Here is an 8,392-nt window from a genome sequence, read left to right on the forward strand (position 1 = left end):
TCCCGGGCGGCTGAAACGGTAGCGAAACCAGCTATGTGAAGACGTACTCACATCGGCAGGATCGTCGCGCCCATCAGTTCCTTGTCGATGGCGTGCGCGGCCTGCCGGCCCTCGCGGATCGCCCAGACCACGAGCGACTGGCCGCGGCGCATGTCGCCGGCGACATAGACCTTGTCGACGCTCGTCCTGTAGTCGCGATCATTGGCGACGACGTTGGCGCGCTTGTCCACTGCCGCCCCCGACTGCGCGATCATGCCCTCGATCACCGAGCCGGCGAAGCCGATGGCAAGGAAGCAGAGATCGGCCTGGAGCACGAACTCGGTGCCAGGTATCGGCTTGCGCTTCTCGTCGACGCGGGCGCACTTAACCCCGGTCAGGCGCCCATTGCGCCCCTCGAGCCCGAGCGTCGCGGCCTGGAACTCGCGCTCGGCGCCCTCGGCCTGCGAGGATGAAGTGCGGAACTTCGTCGGCCAGTACGGCCAGACGGTGAGCTTGTCCTCGATCTCCGGTGCCATCGGCCGGATGTCGAGCTGCGTCACCGAGAGCGCGCCCTGCCGGAAGGCCGTGCCGACGCAGTCCGACGCGGTGTCGCCGCCGCCCACGACCACGACATGCTTGCCGGCCGCCAGGATGGGCGCCGCGTTCGAGACATCCTCGCCGCCAACCCGCTTGTTCTGCTGGGTGAGGTAGGGCATCGCATAGTGAACGCCGGCGAGGTTGGTGTCCGGCAGGCCGGGATCGCGCGGCGCTTCCGCGCCACCGGTCATCAGCACCGCATCATGCTCGGCGACGAGCGTGGCGAAAGGCAGCGTCACGCCGACATTGGCGTTGTAGTGGAAGGTGACGCCTTCCGCCTCCATCTGCTTCACCCGGCGGTCGATATGCTTCTTTTCCATCTTGAAGTCGGGGATGCCGTAGCGGAGCAGGCCACCGGCCTTGGCCTCGCGCTCATAGACATGCACGTCATGGCCGACGCGGGCGAGCTGCTGCGCCGCCGCCATGCCGGCCGGGCCCGAGCCGACGATCGCGATGCGCTTGCCGGTGCGCCTGGCGGGGATCTCCGGCGCGATCCAGCCCTCTTCCCAGCCCTTGTCGGCGATCGCCTGCTCGATCGTCTTGATCGTCACCGGCATGTTCTCGAGGTTCAGCGTGCAGGCTTCCTCGCAGGGCGCGGGGCAGATGCGCCCGGTGAACTCCGGAAAGTTGTTCGTCGAGTGGAGGTTGCGCAGCGCATCCTCCCACCCGCCGGAATAGACCAGCTCGTTCCAGTCCGGGATCTGGTTGTGCACCGGACAGCCGGTCGGGCCGTGGCAGAAGGGGATGCCGCAATCCATGCAGCGTGCCGCCTGCTTCTTGATGTCGCGCTCTTCCAGGGGAAGCGTGAACTCGCGGAAATGCCGGATGCGATCGCCGGCGAGCTGATACTTCTGCTCCTGCCGGTCGTATTCGAGAAAGCCTGTGACCTTGCCCATGCCGTTTCTCTCGCCGTGTGCCCGGGGCGAACCCGCGCGCGTGCCTTAACCTGATCGGAATGCCGGGGCCCGGACGGCCCCGGCGGGTAGCCGTGACTTACTCGGCGGCCTGCAGCGTGCGGGCCTGCTCCATCTCGCGCAGCGCGCGGCGGTACTCGACCGGCATGACCTTGACGAACCGGGTCCGGTAGTCCGCCCAGTTGTCGAGGATCGCGCGGGCGCGCTGCGAACCGGTATAGGTGAAGTGGTTCGTCAGCATCTGCATCAGGCGCTCCTCGTCATGGCCCGACATGTTGGTCATGTCGATGCGGCCCTTGTGCTCGAGGTCGCCACCGTGATGGTGCAGCCGCTCCATCAGGTCCTCTTCCTCCTCGACCGGCTCGAGATCGACCATCGAGAGGTTGCAGCGCGACTTGAAGGTGCCGTCCTCGTCGAGGACATAGGCGATACCGCCGGACATGCCTGCCGCGAAGTTGCGGCCGGTCTGGCCAATGACCGCGACGACGCCGCCAGTCATGTACTCGCAGCCATGGTCGCCCGTGCCCTCGACCACCGCGATGGCGCCGGAGTTGCGGACCGCGAAGCGCTCGCCGGCGACGCCGCGGAAATAGGCCTCGCCCGAGATCGCGCCGTAGAGAACGGTGTTGCCCACGATGATCGAACGCTCGGCCACGGCACGGGTCGCCGGGTCTGGCTTCACCACGATCTTGCCGCCCGACAGGCCCTTGCCGACATAGTCATTGGCCTGGCCGGTGAGCTCGACGGTGACGCCGGCGGCGAGGAAGGCCGCGAAGCTCTGGCCGGAGGTGCCCTTGAGCTTCACCGCGATGGTGTCGTCAGGCAGGCCGGCATGGCCGTACTTCTTGGCGACGGCGCCGGAGAGCATCGCGCCGGTCGAGCGGTCGACATTGCAGATGCTTTCCTCGATCACGACCGGCGTGCCCGTCTCGATCGCATCCTCCGCCGCCTTTATCAGCCTGCGGTCGAGCACGGTGTCGATCGGGTGCTTCTGCAGCTCGACATGGCGGATCGCCACTTCCGGCAGATCGATCTTGTGGAAGAGCTTCGAGAAGTCGAGCCCCTTGGCCTTCCAGTGGTCGATGGCCTCCTGCTTGTCGAGCAGGTCCGAGCGGCCGACGAGCTCCTCGATCTTCGTGAAGCCCATCTCCGCCATGATCCGGCGGACATCCTCGGCCACGAAGAAGAAGTAGTTCACCACATGCTCGGGCAGGCCCTTGAAGCGCTTGCGCAGCACCGGGTCCTGCGTCGCGACGCCGACCGGGCAGGTGTTGAGGTGGCACTTGCGCATCATGATGCAGCCGGCCGCGATCAGCGGCGCCGTCGAGAAGCCGAACTCGTCGGCGCCGAGCAGCGCGCCGATGATGACGTCGCGTCCCGTGCGCAGGCCGCCATCGACCTGCAGCGCGACACGGCCGCGGAGCTGGTTCAGCACCAGTGTCTGCTGGGTCTCGGCGAGGCCGATCTCCCAGGGCGAGCCGGCATGCTTCAGCGAGGTCAGCGGGCTTGCGCCCGTGCCGCCCTCGAAGCCGGAGATGGTGATGTGGTCGGCGCGCGACTTGGCGACGCCCGCCGCGACCGTGCCGACGCCGATCTCGGAGACGAGCTTCACCGAGACGTCGGCAGCCGGGTTGACGTTCTTCAGGTCGAAGATCAGCTGCGCCAGATCCTCGATCGAATAGATGTCATGGTGCGGCGGCGGCGAGATCAGGCCGACGCCCGGCGTCGAATGCCGGGTCCGCGCGATCTTGGCATCGACCTTGTGGCCGGGCAGCTGGCCGCCCTCGCCGGGCTTGGCGCCCTGCGCGACCTTGATCTGCATGACGTCGGAATTGACGAGATATTCGGTGGTGACGCCGAAGCGGCCGGACGCGATCTGCTTGATCGCCGAACGCTTCGAACGGCCGTCCGGCATCGGCCTGAAGCGGACCGATTCCTCGCCCCCCTCGCCGGTGTTCGACTTGCCGCCGATCTGGTTCATCGCGATCGCGAGCGTCTCGTGCGCCTCGCGCGAGATCGAGCCGAAGGACATCGCGCCAGTGGCGAAGCGCTTCACGATATCGGCGGCGGATTCGACGCTCTCCAGCGGCACGGGCCTGCGCCCGTCATCCCCGGCCATCCTGACCTTGAACAGGCCGCGGATGGTGCTCAGGCGCTGCGCGTCGTCGTTGACCTGGCGGGCAAACTCCTCGTAGCGGTCCTGCGCGTTGAGCCGCACCGCATGCTGCAAAGAGGCGACGACGTCCGGCTTCCAGACATGGTCCTCGCCGCGGATGCGGTACATGTACTCTCCGCCGATATCGAGGCTGTTGCGATAGAGCGGCGAGTCGCCGAAGGCGTCGCGGTGGCGGCGCAGGCTCTCCTCCGCGATCTCGTCTAGGCCGACGCCCTCGATCGCCGTGCCGGTGCCGAAGAAGAACTTGTCGACGAAGGCGCTCTTCAGGCCGACGGCGTCGAAGATCTGCGCGCCGCAATAGGACTGGTAGGTCGAGATGCCCATCTTGGACATGACCTTCAGCACGCCCTTGCCGACCGACTTGATGTAGCGCTTCACCACCTCGTCGGCGTCGACCTCCTCGGGGAAGGCGCCCTGCTCGTGCTGGTCGAGCAGGGTGTCGAAGGCGAGATAGGGGTTGATCGCCTCCGCGCCATAGCCGGCGAGGCAGCAGAAGTGATGGATCTCGCGCGGCTCGCCGGATTCGACGACGAGGCCGACCGAGGTGCGCAGGCCCTTGCGGATCAGGTGGTGGTGCACCGCCGCCGTCGCCAGGAGCGCAGGGATCGGAATGCGGTCGGGGCCGACCTGCCGGTCTGACAGGATGATGATGTTGTAACCGCCATGGACCGCGGCTTCGGCACGCTCGCAGAGCCGCTCCAGCGCGCCTTCCATGCCTCCCGCGCCCTCGCGCGCCGGATAGGTGAAGTCGATCGTCTTGGTGTCGAAGCGATCCTCATAATGGCCGATGCAGCGGATCTTCTCGAGATCGTCATTGGTCAGGATCGGGGTGCGCACTTCCAGCCGCTTGCGCCGCGAGGTGCCCTCCAGATCGAGGATGTTCGGACGCGGCCCGATGAAGGAAAGCAGGCTCATCACCAGCTCTTCGCGGATCGGGTCGATCGGCGGGTTCGTGACCTGCGCGAAGTTCTGCTTGAAATAGGTGTAGAGCAGCTTCGACTTGAGCGAGAGCGCCGAGATCGGCGTATCCGTACCCATCGAGCCGACGGCCTCCTGGCCGGTCACCGCCATCGGCGCCATCAGCAGCCGGACATCCTCGGTGGTGTAGCCGAAGGATTGCTGGCGATCGAGCAGCGGCACATCGGTGCGCGAGGCCCGCGCCTCGACCGGCGGCAGGTCCTCAAGCACGATCTGAGTGCGCTTAAGCCAGTCCTTATATGGGTTAGCGAGGCACAGCGATGTCTTGATCTCGTCATCGCCGATGATGCGGCCCTGCTCGAGGTCGATCAGCAGCATCTTGCCGGGTTGGAGCCGCCACTTCTCGACGATCTTCTCTTCCGGGATCGGCAGCACGCCGAATTCGGAGGCGAGCACGACGAGCCCGTCATCGGTGACGAGATAGCGCGCCGGGCGCAGGCCGTTGCGGTCCAGCGTCGCGCCGATCTGGCGGCCGTCGGTGAAGGCGATCGCCGCCGGCCCGTCCCAGGGCTCCATCAGCGCCGCGTGGTATTCGTAGAAAGCCCGCCGCTCCTCGTCCATCAGCGGGTTACCGTTCCACGCTTCCGGCACGAGCATCATCATCGCGTGGGTCAGCGAGTAGCCGCCCTGCACCAGGAACTCGAGCGCATTGTCGAAGCAGGCGGTGTCGGACTGGCCCTCGTAGGAGATCGGCCACAGCTTGGAGATGTCCGAGCCGAACAGGTCGGAGTCGACGCTGGCCTGGCGGGCCGCCATCCAGTTGACGTTGCCGCGCAGCGTGTTGATCTCGCCGTTATGGGCGACCATCCGGTAGGGATGGGCGAGGCGCCAGGACGGGAAGGTGTTGGTGGCGAAGCGCTGGTGCACGAGAGCGAGCGCGCTGTCGAAGCGCTCGTCCTGCAGATCCTTGAAGTAGGAGCCGAGCTGGTTCACCAGCACCATGCCCTTGTAGACGATGGTGCGGCAGGACATCGAGACGGGGTAGTATTCCGCCGTCCGGCGCTCCTGATGGCGATAGACCTTGTTGGAGACCGACTTGCGGAGGACATAGACCTGCCGCTCGAACTCGTCCTCGCTGGTGATGTCGTCGGGCCGGCCGACGAAGAGCTGGCGATGGACCGGCTCGGTCTCCAGAACCGCCTTCCCGAGATCGGCGTTGTCGACCGGGACGTCGCGCCAGCCGAGGAAATTCAGGCCTTCCTCCTCGACGGTCTGCGAGATGATGTCCTCGCAGAGCGCGCGGATCGCCGGGTCGCGCGGCATGAAGAACTGGCCGATGGCGTAGAATCCGGGCTCCGGCAGAGCGATGCCGAGCTTCGCGGTCTCGTCCTTGAAGAAGCGATGCGGGATCTGGGTGAGGATGCCGCAGCCGTCGCCGAGCTTCGGATCGGCGCCGACAGCGCCGCGATGGTCGAGATTGTGCAGGATCTGCAGGCCCTGCTGGACGATTGCGTGGCTCTTGCGGTTCTTCATGTCGGCGATGAAGCCGACACCGCAGGAGTCTTTCTCGTTACGGGGGTCGTACAAGCCCTGATGCGTCGGCATCGCCGGGTCGCGCACGGCCGGAAAACGCTCGAAGCCCTCTGCGCCGCTCGACTTGCTGGTCACGCTCATCGTCAAACCCCGCTTCCCACAACCCGCTGGCGCACCACCGGCAGGTAAGACCGTCCAAAATCCTCGCCGCTTCGGCCCCGGCGCCGACGTCGCGTCAGCAGCAAGGATGGGGCCAAGGCGGTTCGGCCGTCGTCTTGTCAGAGGCTTGCTTGCGCTTTGTTTCCACCGCGCCCGCGTCCTCCGCAGGCGCCCCGGGCGGCTCTCGCCCGCTCGCGCCTGTCTTCAGCCCGTCGTTTTACGGACCGTGCACGTACGGTTGGCTTTGGCGTTATTGGCCCTGCCCCTCGTCATGCTCCGCTCCATTGCGACGGCGCGACCTGAAGCCAGCAGCGGCTCTCGGTCGGCGCGGTGAAAAATGGGACAGCAACACTGTCCTATTGCGATGAACTTGCCAGAATTCCAATCTACGCACAAGCGCCTATTTTGCACCGCGGCGAAATTTTATTGCAAAATCGAATCCGCGCCAGACATTTCCGGCATGAAAGCCGGACTCGGGCAGCACGCTTCTTGTTTTCGGGCGTCATATGAAGTTTCAGCCCGGCGCGACGCGCAGCCCCCCCTTTCCCGGCGCTCGCTTGGCAGGACACCGCCATCCGCCTAACCCTCGGACATGCAGTTCTTCAGCGACAACACAGCCGCCGCCAGCCCTCGCGTCATGGCCGCCCTCGCCGCCGCCAACGAAGGCGACGCCTCGCCCTATGGCAAGGACGAGTGGACGCAGCGCGTCGAGGAACGCTTCGCCGCGATCTTCGAGCGCGAGGTCTCGGTCTTCCTCGTGCTGACCGGCACCGCTGCGAACGCGCTGGCGCTCGCGAGCATCGTTCGGCCCTGGGGCGCCGTGCTCACCCATGAGGAGGCCCATGTCGTCGAGGACGAGTGTGGCGCGCCCGAATTCTTCAGCGACGGCGCCAAGCTGGTCGATCTGCCCGGCGTCGGCGGCAAACTGAAGCCGGAAACGGTGACGAAGGCGCTCTCGCATCTGCGCGACGGCGATTTCCATCAGGTGCAGGCTCAGGCGCTGACGATCACCCAGGCGACCGAATGCGGCACGATCTATACTCCGGCGGAGGTGCGGGCACTGAAGGAAGCCATCATGCCGCGCGGGCTCAAGCTCCATATGGACGGCGCCCGTTTCGCCAACGCGCTGGTGACGCTCGGCTGCTCGCCGGCCGACGTCACCTGGAAGGCCGGCGTCGACGTGCTCTCCTTCGGCGGCACCAAGAACGGCGCGCTCGCGGCCGAAGCCGTGATCTTTTTCGACCCGGCCCATGCCGCGGAGATGAAGTGGCGCCGCAAGCGCGCCGGCCAGACCCTGTCCAAGGGCCGCGTCCTCGGCGCCCAGTTCGAGGGACTGCTCGCCGACGACCACTGGCTCGACCTCGCCCGCCATGCCAACGCCCAGGCCAGGCGCCTCGCGGATTCGGTCGCGCAGGGCGGCGAAGCGCGCCTCGCCTGGCCCTGCCAGGCGAACGAGGTCTTCATCGTGCTGCCGCCCGCCGTGCAGGAGCGCCTGAAGACCGCCGGAGTGGGTTTCTACGATTGGTCCGCCCGCTCGCTGCCGCCCGAGGCCCCGCTCCGGGACGGCGAGATCGTCGGCCGATTCGTCATGTCCTTCGCGACACGTCCGGAGCATGTGGAGCGCCTCATCGCCGCCATCGCCGGCTGAAACGGCCCAATTCGGGCGCCTTTCCAGCCCCATGCCTGCCGCATTCCCTAACAAGACTGCCCGCCAGAAAGCAGTCGTTAAGGAAGACAGGCATGGCAAATCGTTCGACCGCACCGGGGCGCATCGCGCTGATGGGCCTGGTCGTGGCCGGCGCTCTGGCCGGCACGGCGGAAATCGCCGGCGCCCAGTTCTATTATTATGACGAGGGGTATGACCCGTACCCGGCCTACGGCTACGGCTATCGTTACGACGACGGCTACGCTCCGCGTCCGCCGATGGCGGTGCCGCGCGCTGCTCCTGCACCGGTCTCGCCCTACACGATCAACCGCATTGCCGCCCGGAACTACGGCCTCGCCCGGATCGAACGCTCGATTCGGCGCGACGACAGCTACATCATCGACGGCGTCACCGCCGGCGGCCAGCGCGTGCGCCTCGTCGTCGATGCCTATGCGGGCGAACTGATCCGCC

Annotated in this window: 3 protein-coding genes and 1 pseudogene; 2 read left to right on the forward strand and 2 right to left on the reverse strand. The window is 66.6% G+C overall.

Annotation, left to right across the window (positions count from 1 at the left end; translation table 11 throughout):
• Positions 1-47 precede the first annotated feature (47 nt).
• Together ACIPIA_RS06190 and gltB are read right to left on the reverse strand one after the other, a co-directional pair.
• Positions 48-1,472: a glutamate synthase subunit beta gene (locus ACIPIA_RS06190; RefSeq protein WP_400507688.1), complete on the reverse strand. Its 1,425-nt coding sequence runs from the start codon at positions 1,470-1,472 to the stop codon at positions 48-50.
• Positions 1,473-1,569: 97 nt separating this feature from the next.
• Positions 1,570-6,258 (reverse strand): glutamate synthase large subunit, encoded by a 4,689-nt coding sequence (gltB, locus tag ACIPIA_RS06195; RefSeq protein WP_400507690.1) that lies wholly within the window; start codon positions 6,256-6,258, stop codon positions 1,570-1,572.
• A gap of 610 nt (positions 6,259-6,868) precedes the next feature.
• On the opposite strand from gltB, the gene ACIPIA_RS06200 reads away from it, so the two are divergent.
• A complete protein-coding gene (locus tag ACIPIA_RS06200; RefSeq protein WP_400507692.1) occupies positions 6,869-7,924 on the forward strand; it encodes a threonine aldolase family protein in 1,056 nt (351 codons plus the stop codon).
• 92 nt (positions 7,925-8,016) lie between these two features.
• A pseudogene (locus ACIPIA_RS06205) lies at positions 8,017-8,392 on the forward strand (hypothetical protein); the annotation flags it as partial.

The organism is Allobosea sp. CER48 (assembly GCF_044752385.1).
Lineage (GTDB): Bacteria > Pseudomonadota > Alphaproteobacteria > Rhizobiales > Beijerinckiaceae > Allobosea.

Excerpts from the sequence above, each read along its gene's own strand:
- ACIPIA_RS06190 (WP_400507688.1), bottom strand. The coding sequence starts at position 1,472 with ATGGGCAAGGTCACAGGCTTTCTCGAATACGACCGGCAGGAGCAGAAG.
- gltB (WP_400507690.1), bottom strand. The coding sequence starts at position 6,258 with ATGAGCGTGACCAGCAAGTCGAGCGGCGCAGAGGGCTTCGAGCGTTTT.
- ACIPIA_RS06200 (WP_400507692.1), top strand. The coding sequence starts at position 6,869 with ATGCAGTTCTTCAGCGACAACACAGCCGCCGCCAGCCCTCGCGTCATG.